We start from the raw sequence: 18,739 nt of genomic DNA on the forward strand, positions 1-18,739 counted from the left end.
TCGCGTGGTAATGCGTCAAATGCTTTCAATGATGATAGCTATTATTTTTGACTTTGCTTCACTTTGGACTGGATAAAAAGTTTGATTTAAGCGTAACAGTACAGGCTTTATTGAAATTGTGTCTAAAATGTGACGGTTTTCTGAATTTTTCTAAGAGGACTTGCTGTTTTTCTATAAAAAAAGTACACTATGGTCAGCGAAACACGCTATAAAACTAGGACAAGAAAAGCCTCGGCCTTTATTAAAGGTTCGAGGCTTTTCTATAAGTTATTTAAGAAATGTAGGGCGGATGGAGTGGCATGTGGCAGTCATCCGATGGACACAATTATTTATTTTTTGTGAATTGGACGTCACGCTTAGCCATATGGAGCAAAAGTTACTCCATTCACTACAATCAAAGACCAGCACTCATTTAACCCCACATAAAAATTTTCTTATACCATGGTACTTTTTCCTCATGATCATGAGGGGCTTCTTTTTTAGGGAGCTCTTCATCTTCGAGAATATGGTCAATGCAATATTCGGTTGGTTCCGTTCCGGCTACATAATAGGTGAGCCGTTTTACAGGGCAGTCTTTTGTCGCTAATTTTCCATTTTCCGGGTTAATATAGATGCCGACTGTACCTTTAGGTGCTTTAAACGGTTTAACTGCTTCACCTGCAAGAGCATCTTCCATAAAATGAAGCCAAATGTTTTTTGCATAGCTTTTTTCAGCGACGATTTCAATCGGTTTTCCTTGATCGTAGCCTGTCCATACAGCGGTGACAAGCTGTGGAGTAAAGCCGATCATCCAGTTATCGGTATTGGTCGAACCTGATTTACCGGCATAGATTCTCGTCATATCATTAATGACAGTATTGCCTGTTACACTTGTATAACCATTTAATTTACGATCAAACATTCCCGTCATCATATGAGTCGTGACAAAGGCTGCGTCCGGGCGCAATACTTCTTCATCCACTGGATTATGCTCATAGATAACATCGCCGCGATGGTTTTCCACTCTTGTTATTAACACAGGTGTGACCTTTTTTCCACCGTTGGCAAAGTGGCTGTACGCATTGGCCATCTCGACGACCCGCACTCCTGAAGTGCCGAGTGCCAATGATGGAACCTCCTGTAATTTTGTTGAAATTCCTAATCTTTTCGCTGTTTCTATTAAAGCATCTTCGCCTAAAAATAAATGGGTTTTCACGGCAAAAACGTTGTCAGAGAGAGCGAGTGCCTGAGCCATCGTAATTTCCTTGTTTGCATACAAATTATTGTAATTGTGCGGAGTGTAATCTGCTCGATTGTAATCAAATTTAAAAGTTGTAATTTCACTGCGCATCGTTGTCGACGGGGTAAACCCTTGTTCAATCGCTTTATAGTATAAAAAAGGTTTCATCGTCGAACCGGGTTGTCTCACCGCCTGTGTTGCCCGGTTAAAAGGGCTGTTCTCATAATCGCGACCGCCAACCATTGCCTTCACATGGCCATTGGCAGGATTCATGGCCACCAATCCGACTTGAATCTCGGAATCTGTCGCAATTAACTTATCAATATTTTTTTCTGCATCCTCCTGTTGCTTTGTATTGAGTGTTGTATAGACTCTTAGGCCTCCCAATTCAATAGTACGTTCATCTAAATGGAGAACATTTTTTAAGGCACTTTTAACCGCGTCCTGAAAGTAGGGAGCAATTTTTCCGATGGAGTGACTATGTTCGCCAATAATGTCAAGCTTTGCTTGTGACGCAGCAGCAGCTTCCTCCTCTGAGATCAGTTCGTTGTTGGCCATCATTTTTAAAACAAGCTGTTGACGAGACGTTGCTTTCTCCATGGAGGCTAGAGGGCTGTAAAGGCTTGGTCCCTTAGGAATTCCCGCTAGCATCGCCGCCTCCGCCAAACTAAGATCGGCAGCATCTTTTCCAAAATAAAACTGACTGGCTGCTTGAATGCCGTAGGCACCTTCACCGTAATAGATTGTATTTAAGTAGCCCTCCAATATTTCATTTTTCGTATAATTCATCTCAATGCGAATCGTATAAAAAGCTTCCAATAGCTTTCTTTTCCATGTTTTCTCATGCTCTAAAAACAGATTCCGTGCATATTGTTGACTGATCGTGCTTGCACCTTGCACTTTCGCCATCGCTTTAATATCCGCTACTACCGCTCCGGCGATTCGTTTATAATCAAAGCCATGATGTCGGTAAAAACTCCGGTCTTCAATGGCTAAAGTGGCATCGACCAATTCTGGAGCAATATCCTCAAGCGCAACCCAATATCGCTTTTGTCCGCTATGGCTTTCTCCGATAATTGTTCCATCATCAGAATAGTAGAGTGATGATTGTGGAACGGCCAAAGGTGGAGGGCCTAGAATTTTCGCATAAATAAGGATGCTCACATAAACGATCAATGCAAAAGCTAGGAAGATTGAGCCGATAATGAGTAGGGCTCGCAAATATTTTAGCGTTCTCTTAAACCTTTGATCTGTCATAAGTTCCATTGCTTCATCCCCCCTTGCCATCTATTTATTCGTTATGTCTAGTATGAAAAAAATGGCATCGTTTTAAACATGAAAGTCGAAAATTTACAATTCTATTAAGCAAAGGTTTAGCGGACGGCAGATTTTCTAATTTTTTTCTTGCATTTTTGCTAGATTCAACTATACTTTTCTCATGTTTGCAAAATGTTGGGGAATAATAGCAACTGCAGATCCAACAGCTGCATCCCAAGTTGGACATAGTGAAGAGACACTGTTGTCTGATGCTAAGCTTTCGGGCGGTTTTGGCACCGTTTAATGTGGTAAAAGCTTGTAAAAGTTTGATTTTGTAGCAGTCGCTCAACGGCTCACATGCCAATATAGAAAGGACTGAAGCAGATGGGTATTTGGTTTACGGAAAAACAAACGGAAAACTTTGGAATAACGATGAAAGTAAAACAAACTTTACATACGGAACAGACTGACTTTCAAAAACTTGATATGATTGAAACAGAGGAGTGGGGCAATATGCTTCTTCTCGACGATATGGTGATGACGTCTGTAAAGGATGAATTTGTATATCATGAAATGGTTGCCCATGTGCCATTATTTACACATCCTCATCCTGAGCATATTTTAGTAGTGGGCGGTGGTGATGGAGGCGTTATTCGTGAGGTATTAAAGCATCCAAGTGTGAAAAAGGCGACGCTCGTTGACATTGATGGCAAGGTTATTGAATACTCTAAGAAATTCCTTCCCGAAATTGCAGGTAAGCTAGATGATCCACGTGTCGATGTCCGTGTTGACGATGGGTTTATGCATATTGCTAAAAGCGAAAACGAATATGATGTCATCATGGTCGACTCTACTGAACCAGTGGGTCCTGCCGTTAACTTATTCACAAAGGGTTTTTATGCAGGAATTGCGAAAGCGCTGAAGGACGATGGGATTTTCGTTGCCCAATCCGATAATCCATGGTTCAAAGCAGATTTAATTCGCAGTGTTCAAAAGGATGTCAAAGAAATTTTTCCCATAACTCGTCTATATACAGCGAATATTCCAACCTATCCTAGTGGACTTTGGGCGTTTACGATTGGTTCAAAGAAGTATGATCCATTAGAGGTACCCGCGGAGCGGTTCCATGAAATTGACAGCAAATACTATACAAAAGAATTGCATAAGGCAGCCTTTGTTCTGCCGAAATTTGTACAAGATTTAGTGAAATAACTGGAGGAAAAGTGAATGCGTTTTGATGAAGCTTATTCAGGCAATGTTTTTATTAAAAGTCACCCGAATTTTGAAGAAAGCCAAGCGGTGCTGTACGGAATGCCGATGGATTGGACCGTAAGCTATCGACCAGGTTCTCGTTTTGGTCCCACGAGAATTCGTGAAGTTTCAATCGGGCTAGAAGAATACAGTGCTTACTTAGATCGGGAATTAGAGGAAGTGAAATACTTTGATGCGGGTGATATCCCCCTTCCTTTTGGGAATGCGCAAAAGAGCCTTGATGAAATTGAAAATTTCGTTGATAAAGTATTAGCCGCAGGGAAATTCCCACTAGGAATGGGAGGAGAACATCTTGTCTCATGGCCCGTTATAAAATCGGTCTATAAAAGGTACCCGAACTTAGCAATCATCCATATTGACGCCCATGCGGACCTGCGCACCGATTATGAAGGAGAGCCATTATCCCATTCAACTCCAATTCGCAAGGCAGCGGAATTGATCGGTCCAAAGAATGTATACTCTTTTGGGATTCGGTCTGGGATGAAGGAAGAATTTCAATGGGCGAAGGAAGTAGGGATGCATATTTCAAAATTTGATGTTCATAAGCCGCTAATGGAGATCCTTCCGGTTTTGGCTGGACGACCTGTTTATGTGACAATTGATATCGATGTGCTCGATCCAGCGCACGCGCCTGGAACAGGAACAGTTGATGCAGGAGGAATTACGTCACGAGAACTGCTTGCCTCAATTCATGAAATCGCTCGCTCTGATCTCAATGTTGTGGGAGCTGACCTAGTCGAGGTTGCCCCGATATATGACGCTTCAGAACAAACGGCTAACACCGCCAGCAAGCTTATTCGAGAAATGATTTTGGGCTTTGTTAAATAATACAATCGGTCTTTGACTGATTGTATTTTTTCTGTTTCTAGTAGTTTTGCTTTCAACTTTGTTGGGCACAATTAAGAACTGCTCTGTTGATTTGAATGATCACGGGAGGTTTTTTCAGTGAGAATATATCGATGATTTGAGTAGTTTTGACAAAATCTAAATCGTGATATAGTTATCCTGTTGAATGGGACTTGTAGTGGTATAATAGTATACGACCCTGAGTCATTGTACTCTGTCATTCACTGGAAGTGAAGGGCGTCAAAATAATTATGATTTCAATAAAAAGGATGTGTCGCAGTTGTCAGGACGTCCAACAGAGCAAAAGCCTGTGAAAATAAATGTAAATACGACGATTTGGGACAACGGTGAGAAGGAAACTTTTGAATTAACGACATTTGGACGATACTATGAAAAAAGGGGTTCTGCCTTTCTCCAATATGAAGAGATTATGGAAGAAGGCACCGTTAAATCGATCGTAAAGATCTCAAAGGATGAAACGCTAATTTTACGAAGTGGCGCCGTTAATATGAGAATGGTGTTTGAAGCGAATAAAAAGCACCCAGGTAGGTATGAAACTCCGTTTGGAACGTTGGGAATAACCACGAAAACAAAGAGCCTTGTGCATCGTTTGGAAAATGAAGCGGGAAGGCTCTCTATTTCTTATGATTTACATATGCACGGAGCCCTTGCAGGAATGTATCAATTGGATATTAAGTTTGAGGAGGAGAAAAAATGAATATCGTCGAGGAAGTACAAAGTAAATTAAAAGATGAAATCAGAGCAGCTGTCATTAAAGCAGGTTTGGCACAAGAAAATGAGCTGCCGAACGTTGTCTTAGAGATTCCGAAAGATAAGACGCACGGTGATTACTCAACAAATATGGCCATGCAATTAGCAAGAGTGGCAAAGAAAGCACCGCGTATGATCGCAGAGGAACTTATCAATCACTTTGATAAAACAAAGGCTTCCATTGAAAAAATTGAAATAGCCGGTCCTGGATTTATTAATTTTTATATGGATAATAGCTACTTGACCCATTTAATCCCAACCATTCTTCAGGCAGGAGAAAACTACGGTGAAACCACGGTAGGGAATCACCAAAAGATCCAAGTTGAGTTTGTGTCAGCGAACCCTACAGGAGACCTCCATTTAGGACATGCACGCGGAGCGGCGGTTGGAGATTCTTTATGTAATATTCTAGCTAAAGCGGGTTATGATGTTTCTCGAGAGTATTATATTAATGATGCTGGAAATCAAATCAATAACTTGGCTCTGTCAGTAGAGGCCCGTTATTTTCAGGCGCTTGGCTTAGAGAAAGAGATGCCGGAGGACGGTTACCATGGGGAAGATATTATTGGCATCGGGAAAAAATTAGCGGAAAAATTTGGTGATAAGTACGTTCATGTCGAGGAAACGGAACGCTTCGATACATTCCGCCAATACGGTCTTCAATATGAAATGGAAAAGCTTAAAAAAGACTTGGAAGATTTTCGCGTCCGCTTTGACGTTTGGTATTCTGAAACATCCCTTTACCATAATGGAAAAATCGATACCGCCCTGCAAAAGCTCAGAGATAATGGCTATATTTATGAAAAAGACGGAGCAACATGGTTTAAATCAACGGAATTAGGGGACGACAAGGACAGAGTGCTCATTAAGCAAGACGGTTCGTATACGTATTTAACACCGGATATTGCTTACCATAAGGATAAATTAGATCGCGGTTTTGAAAAGCTGATAAATATTTGGGGTGCTGACCACCACGGTTATATTCCAAGGATGAAAGCAGCGATTCAAGCATTAGGTTATTCTAAGGATGCACTTGAAGTCGAGATTATTCAGCTTGTGCACCTTTATAAAAACGGTGAGAAAATGAAAATGAGCAAACGGACGGGGAAAGCTGTCACGATGCGCGATCTAGTCGATGAAGTAGGATTGGATGGGGTCCGCTATTTCTTTGCGATGAGAAGTGCCGATACACACATGGACTTTGATTTAGACTTAGCAGTTTCCCAATCAAATGAAAATCCTGTTTACTATGCTCAATATGCCCATGCCAGAATTTGCAGCATATTACGTCAAGGCGAGGAACAAAATATCACCATTAGCAAAGAGGTTGATTTAGCACAAATTACGGCTGAAAAAGAAATTGAAGTGTTAAAGAAGCTCGGTGAATTCCCATTAGCAGTGGCTGAGGCGGCAGAAAAGCGGATGCCGCATCGTATTACGAACTATATTTTTGAATTAGCATCAACCTTCCATAGCTTTTATAATGCGGAAAAGGTACTGGATGTGGAAAATATGGAACGGACGAAGGCGCGTCTTGCTCTTATTAAATCAGTTCAAATTACTCTTAACAATGCATTATCATTAATCGGAGTATCAGCTCCTGAAAAGATGTAACAGCTGGGTCTCCTTTGGAGACCCTTTTGAAATTAGCAGAACAAGGATGAGGCAAGATGGAGGCAATAACGATGAATTATGACCGAACAGTTGAGGAATTTCTAAATCATCAAGAGATTTACATTCCTGTCGATGTGCGATCTCCCGGTGAATTTCAGGACAGCCGCATTCCGAATGCAATTAATGTTCCTCTATTTACGGATGAAGAACGATCTGAAATTGGTACATTATATAAGCATGAAGGTCAAAAGGCGGCTAAATGGAGAGCAATGGAATTGGTTTCTCCGAAGCTTCCGTCGCTATTAGAGGAAATTAGAGAAATTGAAAAAACAAATAGGAAGCCTCTTCTTTACTGTTGGCGTGGAGGAATGAGAAGTCAGTCGATTGCCCATTTTGCCATGATGTCTGGTTTACATATACAACGGCTAGAAGGTGGCTATCGAGCCTATCGCGAGTATATTGTTGACCGCATCCCGACCATGCTTCCAAAACAGGCAGTTGTCATTTATGGTTTAACGGGTACAGGAAAGACAGAGATTCTTCATCGTCTAAAGGAATTCGGTTATCCGGTTCTTGATTTAGAAGGCTATGCCAATCATAAAGGTTCTGTTTTCGGAGCGATTGATGGGCATCAGCCATATAATCAAAAAATGTTTGATGCTTTATTGTTTGAAGACTTACAATGCATTGCAAACAGTCCATATTTTTTTATGGAGGGAGAAAGCAAACGAATTGGCCATGCTGTTCAGCCCCAAGAGCTTTATGAGAAGAAGGAGAATGGCATTCATATTCGCATCGTTTCAGATTTGCAATCAAGGGTCGAGCGGATTTATGAACAATATGTTGAAGAAACAGACGTTTTCCACGCTAGAGTGGAGTATGCCTTGGGAAGAATTATAAAAAGAATTAAGCCAGAGGAAATCCAAAAGAAAATTCAGCACTGTTTGGCAGAGAAGAACTATCGTGAAATGATTCAGTTACTTATTGTTCATTATTATGATCCGAGATACGATAACAAAATTAATGAAAGCTTGAATACAGCTCTAGAGGTTCAATTTGAGTCGCCAGAAAAAGCAGCAAAACAGATTATGGATTTTATTGAAGAGAGATTCGCGTCTCACCCGAAAAGCTTAGTCTAGATAATTGAGCTTATTCTGGGAAAAATAATGTTAGATTCCTATGATTTTGAAGGAGGATAACATGAAGCTTGTACTTTTATCAATTCTCACAGGATTTATCGTCGGCTTTATTTTTGCTTTGCTTAAGCTTCCGATCCCTGCACCGCCTGCACTTGCCGGGGTAACAGGGATCATTGGGATTTATTTTGGATTTAAAGTATATGAACAAATATCACCGTGGTTACAGCGAATTTTTAGCTAGGAAATGCGGAGGGGCGGCTTTTTTTATGGCTTCCCTCCTTTGTACTTCCATTTGAAAGGAACCTGAAGATGAAAGCGGAACAAACTGATTTTTTTATTAATCAATTACATTATTGCATTAGGTCTGCAAATGATGAGGATGCAAAAGAACTATCTGAAGTAAGAGTGCAAATTGATGGTGAAACTGAAAATATGGCTCGGGAGCAAGGCGAGGGATACATAGATGAGCAAGGATTTAAGCGGATCATTGCGGAGGATCTCCAAGCAGAAAAAAACCTATTTCTTGTTACCGAAACGAATGGGAAAATTATTTGATTTTCGAGGTGTGAAGGAAACAAGTTGAAGAGAAGCTTACATAAAGTCGAATTCGGAATCTGTGTTTTAAGAGAATATTGGGGCTTTGGCATCGGAAGAAATTTATTGCAGCAATCGATTCAATGGGCTGACAGCAATGGAATCATCAAAATGGAATTGAACGTTATTGAAACAAATGAAAAAGCGATTAGCTTATATCAGAAAAATGGTTTTGCGGTTGAAGGTGTTTTAAAGAAGGATAAACGTTTATCAGATGGGAATTTCTACAATACGATAGTGATGGGACGACTTAACCAAAATAATTAATCATGATTGCTTAATATATCATTTTGTGATATATTTTTAATGTGATATATCATAAAGTGATATAAAAGGAGGATGAAATGAAATCATTAGAACAGCTTACGGATTCAGTATTTTACATTATGGCAGCATTAACGGAGCCAAGGCACGGCTATGCAGTCATGAATTTAGTGGAAGAAACGACAAACGGACAGGTTGTAATCGGGCCTGCGTCGCTCTACACGATTATTAAAAAACTATTAAACGAACAACTAATTAGCCTCCACGATGATACGGATTCACGCAGAAAAGTCTACGTATTAACCAAAAAAGGATGCGATATTTTACGTGAGGATATTAAACGGCGCAAAATCATGGTCGAACTGGCGGAAAAAGGACTTGAGAGGAGATGGGAGTAATGGCGCAAACGAAATATCTAATGTCAAACGGACTCGCCTTTTCAGAACAAAAGGACATGGAAACGCTTAGGAAAAAGGCGTTAAAAGGCTGGAACTTAAAGGGTTTTCGATTCATGGGCTATAAACTTGAATATGGGGAACCAGAGGATGTCATTTATAGCATTGATTATCGCTTGTTGGCGCCTGATGAAGAAGCGGAATACTTTGAAATGTTCTCTTCAGCAGGCTGGACTCATGTTTGTTCTGAGTACGATAGGCATATCTTTAAAGCAGAGCCAGGAACAGCGCCGATCTATAGTGATATAGAGTCCAAGATAGACAAGATTGATCGCTTGGCAAACCCAATAAAAATGGTTGTACTATTTCTAGTCGGAATGATGCTTGCATTTTGGTTATTGTTCACCTTTGCCTCAGGGATTGTTCAAAGCGTCAGTCGAGGGATTTTCCTTTTCTTTCTCGTCCTAACGATTCCGGCACTCATGACTTTATTTGCAACTTACTATCATAGGTGGAAAAAGCTAAAGGAAAGAAACAACCATTCCGTTATCTAAAATGAATTGTAGCCATATTTGCACAGAAAAAGAGGATACCAAGTTTGGAAAGTCCGAATGGAGAGCGACTATTCGACCGGAAAGGGGAGCCTGCGAGCAGGAAGAGTCCGAATAGAAGGTGTATTCGGACAGAAAAGGGAGCCCGCGAGCAGGAAGAGTCCGAATAGAGAGTGTATTCGGACAGAAAGGGGATCCCGCAAGCAGGAAGAGTCCGAATAGAGAGTGTATTCGGACAGAAAAGGGAGTTCGCGAGCAAGAAGAGTCCGAATAGAGAGTGTATTCGGACAGAAAAGGGATCCCGCGCGAGCAAGAAGAGTCCAATAACGATTTTAGTTAGAATAGTTTGCAGATTCGGCTGGTGAACAGTTGCCGGGGGGGGCCAGCCGAGTCCGAATGCTTCTCAAATAAAACCTCAAAAAGGTACAAACTGATTATTGTCTGTACCCAATGACTTTAAACGAAGTCTTATAAAAAATGGGAGATCGATTTTGCAACTCCTTCTTTAATACGCGAGAAGAGACTAAGGGAGTTTAAATCCTCTAATGAAAGCTTCACTGAATCCTGTAAATCTTTTTTTAAAATAAGTTTAACTTCTTCAATCACTTGCAGGTCGTAAATATAGCAGTTTATTTCGTGATTAAGAAAGAAGCTGCGATTATCAAAATTAGCTGTTCCGAGGTCGCAAATTTGATCGTCAAATAGCAGGATCTTGGCATGATAAAAGCCATTTTTAAACTGGTATACATTGGCGCCGGCAGCGATGATGGCTCTCAGGTGTGGAAAGGACGCTTCTTTTACAAGGATATGATCGGATACATAAGGGACAATGATTGTTAATTCCACTCCCCGTTTCAGTGCATCAAGAAGGTCGTCGAGAATTCTTTTACTTGGAATAAAATAAGGGCTTCCAATAGTGATCGATTTTTTGGCTTGCTGGATGAGAGTTGAAAAAGTGTCTTCTAAAATAAATCCTTCTGTTGAAATGATTTTATGTCGGCTTCTGCCTTTTTCCAATGGTGGAAAATAGATTTTGTTTTGCCGTAAGTTGGTCTTAGTTGCTTCTTGCCAATCAAGAAGAAATTGCTGTTGTAAATCGAGAACGCCCTCGGCAGTAATTTTAAGATGATAATCACGCCAAGGGCTAAGCTTCGGATCTAAGTCAATGTATTCATTGCCGACATTGTAGCCACCTATATAGCCAATTTTCCCATCGATCACAGTAATTTTGCGATGATTGCGTACTTGGGAAGAATAAAAATAAAAAGGAAATGTTGGTACGTTGGAAAAAGCAAACTCTGCTCCAGCACTTTGCAGTTCCTTAATCTTTTTTCTTGAGACCTTTAGGCTCCCAGCCCAATCGAGTAAAAGTCTGACCTCGATACCTTCCTCTGCTTTCTTTTTAAGAAGAGAAAGAAATTCATTGCCGAACCGATCATCATTGCAAATATAAAATAAGACGTGGATATGTTTTTTGGCATGATTAAAATCATCAAACATATGATTAAATAGGTCAGTCCCATGAGTGAAGATTTCAAGATTGCTTTCACGGAACGGAAAGGCATTGCTTTTTATCGTCGGCAATTGCTTTTTTCTTCCAAATTTATAATCAAAGGTCAAAAATGCACCGATGACAAAGATAGCAATTAAAATAAAAATTAGGATTTTCAATGCTATCCGCTCCTTTATCTGATTGGTAATCATATTGTCCCCGAAATAATACCTTCTATAACGGTTTTTCAAGTCTGATTTAAAAAGAAAATATTGACTGAATGCTCATTCATTATATAATGGAATTATATAAATTCTGAAAATTTTACATGTTAGGACCATTTCACTCATGGTAAAGCTTCGATTGTGAAGGGCTCTGTTATTAAAATTTTCCTCACTCAACAATATTCGAATAAAGAAAGGAGCGTTTCATTTCAAATGAATGGATTATTATGGATCAATCTTATTGCAACCCTTTTTGTAATCGCTTACGGAGTGAGCCTTTTTGTGTATGTTGTGAAAACAAGGATCGAATACATTAAGCTCGGGAAAAAAGAAGAGTTTGATAACAATGTGAAAGAACGGATGAACAAAATATGGGTGATGGTGTTCGGGCAAAAAAAGCTTCTTAAGGACAAAAAGAGCGGAATCATTCATGTAATGTTTTTTTACGGTTTTATCCTTGTACAATTCGGAGCGATTGATTTCATTATCAAAGGGATTTATCCTGGCGCCCATTTACCATTTGGCCCCCTTTACGGTGGCTTTACATTCTTCCAGGAAATTGTCACTTTAATCATTTTAGTGGCGGTTGCTTGGGCTTTCCATAGACGTTATATTGAAAAGCTCGTTCGGCTAAAAAGAGGTTTTAAGTCAGGATTGGTATTGATTTTTATTGGCGGTTTAATGCTTTCAGTACTGCTGGGGAATGGTATGAGTATGATCTGGCATGGGCATGAGGCTACTTGGACGGAGCCTGTTGCTTCTCTCATTGCGACAGCGTTTTCGGGTATGGGAGAGACTGCTTCTATCGTTGTCTTTTACCTCGCTTGGTGGATCCATTTACTGTTCTTATTAACTTTCCTCGTCTATGTGCCGCAAGGGAAGCATGCTCATTTAATTGCGGGTCCAGCAAATGTTTACTTTAATCGCCTTGAAAAACCAGGGAAATTAAGAAAGATTGATTTTGAAGACGAAACGCAAGAAACGTTTGGCGTAGGGAAAATTGAGGACTTCACACAGCTTCAATTAGTGGATTTATATGCTTGCGTAGAGTGTGGACGCTGTACAAATATGTGTCCGGCGACCGGTACGGGAAAAATGCTTTCACCGATGGATCTTATTTTAAAGCTTCGCGATCATTTAACAAACCACGGTGCGGCCGTAACCTCGAAACAGCCGTGGGTTCCAACCTTCGCTTTTGCAAAAACACAAGGGAATCAGCTTGCTCTTGCCGCTGCAGGAAAAGGTGTTGAGGAGAGTGCTGCGTCCCTTGCTTACAGCCCGAGCTTAATAGGTGAGGTGATTACCGAAGAGGAGATCTGGGCTTGTACAACTTGCCGAAATTGTGAGGACCAATGCCCTGTTATGAATGAGCATGTAGAAAAAATTATCGATCTTCGCCGTTACTTAGTGTTAACGGAAGGAAAAATGGATGCGGATGCTCAGCGTGCGATGCAAAACATTGAACGTCAAGGAAATCCATGGGGGTTAAACCGGAAAGAACGTGAAAATTGGCGTGATGCTAGAGAAGATGTAGAAGTAAAAACGGTGAAAGAAATGAAAAAGGCAGGTGAAGAGTTCGAATATCTTTTCTGGGTAGGCTCTATGGGTTCTTATGATAATCGTAGTCAAAAGATAGCCTTATCATTTGCAAAATTATTAAATGAGGCAGGGGTGAAATTTGCCATTCTTGGCAATAAGGAAAAGAATTCTGGCGATACGGCCCGTCGCCTTGGAAATGAGTTTGTCTTCCAGGAGCTTGCTGCCAATAATATTGCAGAATTTGAAAAAAATGACGTGAAAAAGATCGTGACGATCGATCCACATGCATACAATATCTTTAAGAATGAGTATCCTGATTTTGGATTAGAGGCAGAAGTCTATCATCATACGGAAGTCCTGTACCAATTGGTGAAAGATGGCCGCTTAAAACCGAAATATGCGGTCAATGAAACCATTACTTTCCATGATTCTTGTTATTTAGGGCGCTACAATGAAGTCTACGATCCGCCGCGTGAAATTCTTAAAGCGATTTCAGGTGTGAAACTAGTGGAAATGGAACGGAACCGTGATACGGGGATGTGCTGTGGAGCTGGCGGAGGTCTGATGTGGATGGAAGAGGAGACCGGGCACCGCATTAATGTTGCTCGCACAGAGCAGGCATTAGAGGTTAATCCGACTGTTATTAGCTCCGGGTGTCCATACTGCTTGACAATGCTTTCCGATGGTACTAAAGCGAAAGAAGTAGAAGAGCAAGTTTCCACATATGATGTTGCAGAACTTCTAGAAAAGGCAGTTTGCGGCGAGGCTGCAGAACTGGCTTCGTAAAGAATGGCTCCAGCGAGTTATCAGCTCGCTGGAAATGCCAATTTTTTTTGCTATAATCATTCGGAATTTTTGATTTTTTAAAAACATATTCAAATTTTTCAGTGGATACTGTAAAATGAGTGTGAATAAAGCGTTTTCAAAGTCTGCAAGGCAGTATGGAAACGAAAAGCTTCCATTTCTTCACGTTTAACTTCGAGCGAGCGTTCAGTCAGTTATGTTCAACACCTACCAAGATCAATCAAATCTTATGAATTCCATTAAAAATTTAATAGAAAAGGAGAATCTAGGATGGGGAAAACAGTCATTCTCAGCGGGGTAAGAACGCCTTTTGGCAAATCAGGAGGAGCATTAAGCAGTCTTACAGCTTCAGATTTAGGAGGAATTGCCGTTAAAGCAGCTTTGGAACGGGCGCAAGTGAAGGGGGAAGAAGTGCAGGAAGTTATTTTAGGAAATGTCCTGCAAGGTGGTCAAGGGCAAATTCCGTCACGGCAAGCGGCTAAAAAAGCTGGTATTCCTTGGAGTGTGAAAACAGAGACAATTAATAAAGTTTGTGCATCTGGGATGAGGAGTGTCACTTTGGCGGATCAAATAATTCGCGCAGGAGATGAGGAAGTAATCGTAGCCGGTGGGATGGAATCGATGAGCAATGCCCCGTATTTTTTACCGAATGTCCGCTTTGGCCTGAAAATGGGAGATTCCGTTGTAAAGGATTTAATGGTGCATGACGGATTAACATGTAGCTTTACAGGCGTCCATATGGGGACATACGGAAATGGGGTTGCCGAGGAGCTAGCAATTAGCCGGGAAGAACAGGATCAGTGGGCTTTGCGCAGCCATGAGCTCGCATTAGCGGCGATTGAATCAGGAAAGCTCTCTGAAGAAATCATAGCAGTCGAAGTACGGCAAAGAAAAGGGGCAGCGGTGACGGTTTCCGCCGATGAGGCGCCAAGGAAAGATACATCACTTGAACGGTTGGCGAAATTGCCGCCCGTATTTGATGCTGATGGAACGATTACGGCGGGTAATGCCCCGGGGGTAAATGATGGAGCTGCTGCCCTCGTGCTCATGAGTGAGGAACGAGCGATAAGAGAAGGAAGAACGGTGGAAGCCTACATTATTGGGCAGGCAGCAGTTGCGGTTGAAGCTAAGGACTTTCCGAAAACCCCTGGAATGGTCATTAATGAGCTTTTGGTAAAAACGGGAAAAAGCGTTGAGGAAATCGCGCTATTTGAAATTAATGAAGCTTTTGCTGCGGTTGCCCTTGCCAGCAGTCAGATCGCCCAGCTAAATCCAGAAAAGGTCAATGTAAATGGTGGTGCGGTTGCTTTAGGACACCCAATCGGTGCGAGTGGTGCGAGAATCATTGTCACGCTTATGCATGAATTGAAGCGTCGTGGAGGCGGTATAGGAGTCGCAGCCATATGCTCCGGCGGTGGTCAAGGGGATGCCATTATGATTGAAGTTCCAAAGGGGGAAGCCTAATGAAAATAGATAAAATAATGGTGATTGGTGCAGGGCAAATGGGCTCAGGTATTGCCCAAGTATGCGCTCAGGCCGGATTTAAAGTGCTATTGCATGATTTGAAAACGGAATTCGTGGAGAAGGGGCTAAGTGTAATTAAAAAGAATCTGGCGAGACAGGTCGCGAAAGAAAGAATGACTGAGGCAGAGCTAGAGAATATTTTAGGAAACATCACGCCATCCACCGAGCTCCGCAATTCCGGTACTGTCGATTTGGTCATTGAGGCGGCTGTGGAAAATATGGAAATAAAAGCGGAACTTTTTAAGGAGCTAGATCAACTCGCACCTGCTCACGCGATTTTAGCAAGCAATACATCCTCCTTGCCAATTACAGAGATCGCCGCCGCTACGACACGGCCGGAAAAAGTGATAGGGATGCATTTTATGAATCCTGTTCCAGTTATGAAGCTCGTTGAAATTATTCGCGGACTTGCAACAGCAGATGAAGTGTACAACACGATTGAAGATATTACCAAAAAATTAAATAAAGTTCCAGTTGAGGTGAATGATTTTCCTGGATTTGTCTCCAATCGAATTTTAATGCCGATGATTAATGAAGCGATTTATACTTTGTATGAGGGCGTGGCTACGAAAGAAGCGATTGATGAAGTGATGAAGCTCGGTATGAATCATCCGATGGGGCCGTTAACACTCGCCGATTTTATCGGATTGGACACATGTCTCTACATTATGGAAACGCTTCATGAAGGCTTTGGTGATGATAAATATCGCCCATGTCCGCTGCTGCGCAAATACGTCAAGGCAGGCTGGCTTGGTAAGAAGTCAGGAAGAGGATTTTACGAATATGCATAAGGATTGAACTTTTCCGGAATCAACACTGAAAATTTCGGAATTCGTACTCACTTTTCCGGAATTCGCACTCGTTTTCCGGAATTAAGGCTTAAATTTCTGGAATCAACACCAAGTTTTCCGGAATTACATCAAGAAAGGGGGAGAAGTATGAATTTGCGATTGACAGACGAACAGGAAATGTTGCGAAAAATGGTTCAGGATTTTGCACAGAAAGAGATTGCCCCATTTATTGAAAGGATGGAGCAAGGTGAATTTCCACGCAGCATTGTCAAGCGAATGGGCGAGCTTGGTTTGATGGGAATTCCTGTTCCAGCAAAATATGGCGGGGCAGATATGGACTTTATCTCTTATATATTAGCAATCCATGAAATTTCCAAGGTTAGTGCGACGGCTGGCGTCATTTTATCTGTCCACACATCCGTTGGGACGAATCCGATTCTTTATTTTGGAAATGAGGAGCAAAAGGAAAAATATGTTTCAAAGCTTGCTTCTGGTCAATATTTAGGGGCATTTTGCCTAACGGAACCAAGCTCGGGCTCAGATGCAGGGAGTATAAAGACAAAGGCGGTATTAGACGGTGAGCACTATATATTAAATGGTTCAAAAGTGTTTATTACGAACGGTGGAGAGGCGGATATCTACATCGTCTTTGCTTCGACAAGACCAGCGGCAGGTGCAAGGGGGATTTCAGCTTTTATCGTGGAAAAGGATACTCCAGGGCTTATTGTCGGCAAAGATGAACATAAAATGGGCCTGCACGGATCGAGGACTGTTCAGGTGACCTTTGAAGATATGAAGGTAGCAAGGGAGAATCTCCTTGGCCAGGAAGACCACGGCTTTAAAATTGCGATGGGGAATTTAGAAGTTGGCAGAATTGGCATTGCAGCTCAGGCACTTGGTATTGCAGAAGCCGCATTTGAAGCAGCGACGAATTATGCAAAAGAGCGCCATCAATTTGGCAAGCCAATCGCCACTCAGCAAGGGATAGCATTTAAACTTGCCGATATGGCTACGCAGATTGAAGCAGCAAAACTATTAATCTACCGAGCGGCTGATTTGAAAGCAAATGGATTGAAATGTGGAAAGGAAGCATCGATGGCCAAGCTTTACGCTTCAAAAACGGCAGTTTCCGTAACAACAGAGGCGATTCAAGTATTTGGCGGTTATGGCTATACAAAGGATTATCCGGTAGAGCGTTATTTCCGCGATGCAAAGGTAACGGAAATTTATGAAGGGACAAGTGAAATTCAGCGTATTGTGATTAGCAAGAATTTATAAAGAAAGAGGGAGCAAAAATGAGATTCCAATTATCCGAAGAACATGAAATGATTCGTAAAATGGTAAGAGACTTTGCAAATAATGAAGTCGCCCCCACTGCTGCTGAACGGGATGAAGAGGAACGTTTTGATCGGGAAATTTTCACACAAATGGCGGAGCTCGGTTTAACAGGAATTCCTTGGCCAGAAGAGTATGGGGGAATTGGCAGTGATTATTTAGCGTATTGTATTGCGGTTGAGGAATTGTCCCGAGTTGACGCATCCATCGGTGTAACTCTCTCAGCCCATACTTCCTTAGCTGGCTGGCCAATCTATAAGTTTGGCAGTGAGGAACAGAAACAAAAGTATTTACGCCCGATGGCTTTGGGGGAAAAAATCGGTGCTTACGGATTAACAGAACCAGGAAGCGGCTCGGATGCAGGTGGTATGAAGACAACTGCTCGCCTTGAAGGTGATCATTATGTTTTAAATGGTTCGAAAATTTTTATTACAAATGGCGGAGTAGCAGACATTTATGTCGTCTTTGCCCTAACCGATCCAGCCCAAAAGACTAGGGGAACGACAGCCTTTATTATTGAAAGTGGTTTTCCAGGTTTTTCGGTGGGGAAAAAGGAGAAAAAACTCGGGATTCGTTCATCACCAACGACGGAGATCATTTTTGAAGACTGCCGTGTGCCGGTGGAAAATGTACTAGGCCGAGTTGGCGAAGGCTTTAAAATCGCGATGATGACATTAGATGGCGGGCGTAACGGAATTGCCGCCCAAGCAGTTGGAATTGCTCAAGGGGCATTGGATGCAGCGGCCAATTATGCAAAGGAACGTCATCAATTTGGCAAACCAATCGCTGCCAATCAAGGCATCGGTTTTAAATTAGCAGATATGGCTACGAACATTGAAGCGGCTCGACTATTAACCTATCAAGCGGCATGGCTTGAATCGGAAGGGCTTCCATATGGGAAGGAATCGGCGATGTCAAAGCTATTTGCTGGGGACACAGCGATGAACGTGACAACAGAAGCGGTTCAAATTTTCGGCGGCTACGGCTATACGAAGGATTATCCAGTTGAACGGTTTATGCGCGATGCGAAAATTACGCAAATTTATGAAGGGACACAGGAAATTCAACGTCTTGTTATTTCAAGAATGATAACAAAATAAAAATCTCC

15 protein-coding genes and 1 pseudogene are annotated in these 18,739 nt (G+C 41.7%); 14 read left to right on the plus strand and 2 right to left on the minus strand.

Going from position 1 to position 18,739, the window contains the following annotated elements:
- Positions 1-412: 412 nt before the first annotated feature.
- Positions 413-2,485 carry a transglycosylase domain-containing protein gene (locus tag FCJ93_RS08605; protein ID WP_137743453.1) on the minus strand — a complete coding sequence of 691 codons (2,073 nt, stop codon included), beginning with the start codon at positions 2,483-2,485 and terminating at the stop codon, positions 413-415.
- Between the two features lie 375 nt (positions 2,486-2,860).
- Between FCJ93_RS08605 and speE the strand changes: the two genes are divergently transcribed.
- The 9 genes and pseudogenes from speE to FCJ93_RS08650 all read left to right on the plus strand — a co-directional run bounded on the left by speE (position 2,861) and on the right by FCJ93_RS08650 (position 9,925).
- Complete coding sequence (gene speE, locus FCJ93_RS08610; RefSeq protein WP_137743454.1) at positions 2,861-3,688, plus strand: spermidine synthase; 828 nt, start codon at positions 2,861-2,863, stop codon at positions 3,686-3,688.
- 15 nt (positions 3,689-3,703) lie between these two features.
- A complete protein-coding gene (gene speB / locus FCJ93_RS08615; RefSeq protein WP_095312176.1) occupies positions 3,704-4,576 on the plus strand; it encodes an agmatinase in 873 nt (290 codons plus the stop codon).
- A gap of 289 nt (positions 4,577-4,865) precedes the next feature.
- A complete protein-coding gene (locus tag FCJ93_RS08620) occupies positions 4,866-5,312 on the plus strand; it encodes a DUF1934 domain-containing protein (protein ID WP_328591999.1) in 447 nt (148 codons plus the stop codon).
- The gene (argS, locus tag FCJ93_RS08625) at positions 5,309-6,979 is read left to right on the plus strand and encodes an arginine--tRNA ligase (RefSeq protein WP_137743455.1); all 1,671 of its coding nucleotides are present in this window, start codon (positions 5,309-5,311) and stop codon (positions 6,977-6,979) included. The genes FCJ93_RS08620 and argS overlap by 4 nt, the downstream gene beginning before the upstream one ends.
- A 71-nt stretch (positions 6,980-7,050) precedes the next feature.
- Entirely contained in the window at positions 7,051-8,118 is a 1,068-nt protein-coding gene (mnmH, locus tag FCJ93_RS08630) for a tRNA 2-selenouridine(34) synthase MnmH (protein WP_137743456.1), read from the plus strand.
- A gap of 61 nt (positions 8,119-8,179) precedes the next feature.
- Positions 8,180-8,359 carry a XapX domain-containing protein gene (locus tag FCJ93_RS08635; protein ID WP_095312167.1) on the plus strand — a complete coding sequence of 60 codons (180 nt, stop codon included), beginning with the start codon at positions 8,180-8,182 and terminating at the stop codon, positions 8,357-8,359.
- Positions 8,360-8,427: 68 nt separating this feature from the next.
- A pseudogene (locus FCJ93_RS08640) lies at positions 8,428-8,979 on the plus strand (N-acetyltransferase family protein).
- Between the two features lie 77 nt (positions 8,980-9,056).
- Positions 9,057-9,374 carry a PadR family transcriptional regulator gene (locus FCJ93_RS08645; RefSeq protein WP_095312164.1) on the plus strand — a complete coding sequence of 106 codons (318 nt, stop codon included), beginning with the start codon at positions 9,057-9,059 and terminating at the stop codon, positions 9,372-9,374.
- A complete protein-coding gene (locus FCJ93_RS08650) occupies positions 9,374-9,925 on the plus strand; it encodes a DUF2812 domain-containing protein (RefSeq protein WP_137743457.1) in 552 nt (183 codons plus the stop codon). The genes FCJ93_RS08645 and FCJ93_RS08650 overlap by 1 nt, the downstream gene beginning before the upstream one ends.
- Positions 9,926-10,390: 465 nt before the next feature.
- On the opposite strand, the gene cls is transcribed toward FCJ93_RS08650, so the two are convergent.
- The gene (gene cls / locus FCJ93_RS08655) at positions 10,391-11,593 is read right to left on the minus strand and encodes a cardiolipin synthase (RefSeq protein WP_095312158.1); all 1,203 of its coding nucleotides are present in this window, start codon (positions 11,591-11,593) and stop codon (positions 10,391-10,393) included.
- Positions 11,594-11,851: 258 nt separating this feature from the next.
- Between cls and FCJ93_RS08660 the strand changes: the two genes are divergently transcribed.
- The 5 genes from FCJ93_RS08660 to FCJ93_RS08680 all read left to right on the plus strand — a co-directional run bounded on the left by FCJ93_RS08660 (position 11,852) and on the right by FCJ93_RS08680 (position 18,731).
- Positions 11,852-13,963: a heterodisulfide reductase-related iron-sulfur binding cluster gene (locus FCJ93_RS08660; protein ID WP_095312156.1), complete on the plus strand. Its 2,112-nt coding sequence runs from the start codon at positions 11,852-11,854 to the stop codon at positions 13,961-13,963.
- A 288-nt stretch (positions 13,964-14,251) separates the two neighbouring features.
- On the plus strand, positions 14,252-15,445 hold the full coding sequence (locus tag FCJ93_RS08665; protein WP_137743458.1) for an acetyl-CoA C-acetyltransferase: 1,194 nt from the start codon (positions 14,252-14,254) through the stop codon (positions 15,443-15,445).
- Positions 15,445-16,296, plus strand: a complete 852-nt coding sequence (locus tag FCJ93_RS08670; protein WP_095312150.1) for a 3-hydroxybutyryl-CoA dehydrogenase — start codon at positions 15,445-15,447, stop codon at positions 16,294-16,296. The genes FCJ93_RS08665 and FCJ93_RS08670 overlap by 1 nt, the downstream gene beginning before the upstream one ends.
- 147 nt (positions 16,297-16,443) lie before the next feature.
- On the plus strand, positions 16,444-17,574 hold the full coding sequence (locus FCJ93_RS08675) for an acyl-CoA dehydrogenase (protein WP_137743459.1): 1,131 nt from the start codon (positions 16,444-16,446) through the stop codon (positions 17,572-17,574).
- 17 nt (positions 17,575-17,591) lie between these two features.
- Positions 17,592-18,731 carry an acyl-CoA dehydrogenase gene (locus tag FCJ93_RS08680; protein WP_137743460.1) on the plus strand — a complete coding sequence of 380 codons (1,140 nt, stop codon included), beginning with the start codon at positions 17,592-17,594 and terminating at the stop codon, positions 18,729-18,731.
- The last annotated feature ends 8 nt before the right edge of the window (positions 18,732-18,739 follow it).

The sequence above is a fragment of the Robertmurraya siralis genome, assembly GCF_005502275.1.
GTDB lineage: Bacteria > Bacillota > Bacilli > Bacillales > Cytobacillaceae > Robertmurraya > Robertmurraya siralis.

Excerpts from the sequence above, each read along its gene's own strand:
- FCJ93_RS08605 (WP_137743453.1), bottom strand. The coding sequence starts at position 2,485 with ATGGAACTTATGACAGATCAAAGGTTTAAGAGAACGCTAAAATATTTG.
- FCJ93_RS08680 (WP_137743460.1), top strand. The coding sequence starts at position 17,592 with ATGAGATTCCAATTATCCGAAGAACATGAAATGATTCGTAAAATGGTA.
- speB (WP_095312176.1), top strand. The coding sequence starts at position 3,704 with ATGCGTTTTGATGAAGCTTATTCAGGCAATGTTTTTATTAAAAGTCAC.
- mnmH (WP_137743456.1), top strand. The coding sequence starts at position 7,051 with ATGAATTATGACCGAACAGTTGAGGAATTTCTAAATCATCAAGAGATT.
- speE (WP_137743454.1), top strand. The coding sequence starts at position 2,861 with ATGGGTATTTGGTTTACGGAAAAACAAACGGAAAACTTTGGAATAACG.
- argS (WP_137743455.1), top strand. The coding sequence starts at position 5,309 with ATGAATATCGTCGAGGAAGTACAAAGTAAATTAAAAGATGAAATCAGA.
- FCJ93_RS08645 (WP_095312164.1), top strand. The coding sequence starts at position 9,057 with ATGAAATCATTAGAACAGCTTACGGATTCAGTATTTTACATTATGGCA.
- FCJ93_RS08650 (WP_137743457.1), top strand. The coding sequence starts at position 9,374 with ATGGCGCAAACGAAATATCTAATGTCAAACGGACTCGCCTTTTCAGAA.
- FCJ93_RS08675 (WP_137743459.1), top strand. The coding sequence starts at position 16,444 with ATGAATTTGCGATTGACAGACGAACAGGAAATGTTGCGAAAAATGGTT.
- FCJ93_RS08660 (WP_095312156.1), top strand. The coding sequence starts at position 11,852 with ATGAATGGATTATTATGGATCAATCTTATTGCAACCCTTTTTGTAATC.
- FCJ93_RS08670 (WP_095312150.1), top strand. The coding sequence starts at position 15,445 with ATGAAAATAGATAAAATAATGGTGATTGGTGCAGGGCAAATGGGCTCA.
- FCJ93_RS08665 (WP_137743458.1), top strand. The coding sequence starts at position 14,252 with ATGGGGAAAACAGTCATTCTCAGCGGGGTAAGAACGCCTTTTGGCAAA.
- FCJ93_RS08635 (WP_095312167.1), top strand. The coding sequence starts at position 8,180 with ATGAAGCTTGTACTTTTATCAATTCTCACAGGATTTATCGTCGGCTTT.